1 protein-coding gene is annotated in these 1,427 nt (G+C 76.4%); it reads right to left on the reverse strand.

Features of this window, described 5'->3' with window-relative positions; all coding sequences use genetic code 11:
* The coding region (locus ACWGDE_RS38945) for a glycoside hydrolase family 3 protein (protein ID WP_453393819.1) at positions 1-1,415 on the reverse strand (1,415 nt) is incomplete at its 3' end.
* Between the last annotated feature and the right edge of the window lie 12 nt (positions 1,416-1,427).

The following is a 1,427-nucleotide window of genomic DNA, read 5'->3' on the forward strand; positions in this document are numbered from 1 at the left end:
GTCCACTCGTCGTCGGCCGCCAGCCGGAAGGTCCCCTCGAAGGTCCAGGCGCGCCCGGCCGCCACGCTCCGGTCGTCGAGGGCGGTGTCGGGCGTCAGCAGTTTCGCCGGGAGCGGGCGCCCGTACAGGTCCTCGCCGAGCGCGTAGGACACCGTGGAACCGTTCCCGGCCCGCTTCCGGATCGCGTCGAGTGGGGTGGCGGCCGCTTCGGGGACCACGTGGGCGCTGCCGCCGCCGCTGACGAAGGGGGTCCGCCCGGTCGGGCCGACGACGGCGACCGAGCGGGCGGCGGGCCCCGCCAGCGGCAGGGTCGCGCGCTCGTTGCGGAGCAGGACCGCGCCGGCCACGGCGACCCGCCGGGCGATACGGGCCCCGGCCGCGGGGTCGCGGGCGGGCCGGGCGGCGGGGTGTTCGGCGAGCAGCCCGAAGCGGTCCATGGTGACCAGCACGCGGCGGACCGCGAGATCCACGGCGCTCTCGTGGACGGAGCCGCCGCGCACCGCCTCGCGCAGCGGGGCTCCGTAATGGGTGCCGCCGGGCATCTCCATGTCGAGGCCGGCGCCGATCGAGGCCACGGTGCTGTGGGTGGCGTCCCAGTCGGACATCACCCAGCCGTCGAACCCCCAGCGCCCGCGCAGCAGTTCGTCCAGGAGCGGCTTGTTCTCGCAGGCGTAGACGCCGTTGACCTTGTTGTAGGCGCCCATCACGGCGCCGACGCCCGCGGCCACCGCGGCCTCGAAGCCCCGTAGCTCCGTCTCGTGGAGGGTCTGCTCGGAGACGGTCACGTCGACGGTGTCGCGGCCCTTCTCCTGGTTGTTGAGCGCGAAGTGCTTGACGGTGGCGACGAGGCCCTCGTCCTGGATCCCCCGGACGACCTCGGCGACCAGGTCGGCGGTCAGCTTCGGGTCCTCCGAGTACGTCTCGAAGTTCCGCCCGGCGTACGGGGTCCGGATGAGGTTGGCCATCGGCGAGAGCAGCACGTCCTGGCCGAGCGCCCGGCCCTCGCGGCCGATGACGCGGCCGTACTCGCGCGCCAGCGCCGGGTCGAAGGCGGAGGCGAGCAGGACGGGCGCGGGCAGCGCGGTGGCCGGCCCGGCCACGCGGACCCCGGCCGGCCCGTCGGCGAGGCGGAGCGCCGGGATGCCCAGCCGCGGGATGCCCGGTACGTAGCCGGCCTGCCCGAGCGGGTCGGGGTCCGGTGCGCCGTGCAGCAGGACGGTCTTCTCCTCCAGGGTGAGCCGTTCCAGCAGGGCATCGATCCGGGCGGCCGCACCGGCCCGGGGCGCGGCGGCGGGGGCGGTCCTGCGGGGCTGCGCGCCGGGCGGCGGCGCCGGTACGCAGGCGGCCGCCCCGAGGGCGGCGCCGACCGCTCCGAGGAAGCCCATGGCACGGCGTCTGGACACGGCCTCGCTCATGGACGCTCCCTG

The organism is Streptomyces sp. NPDC054956, from assembly GCF_053609185.1.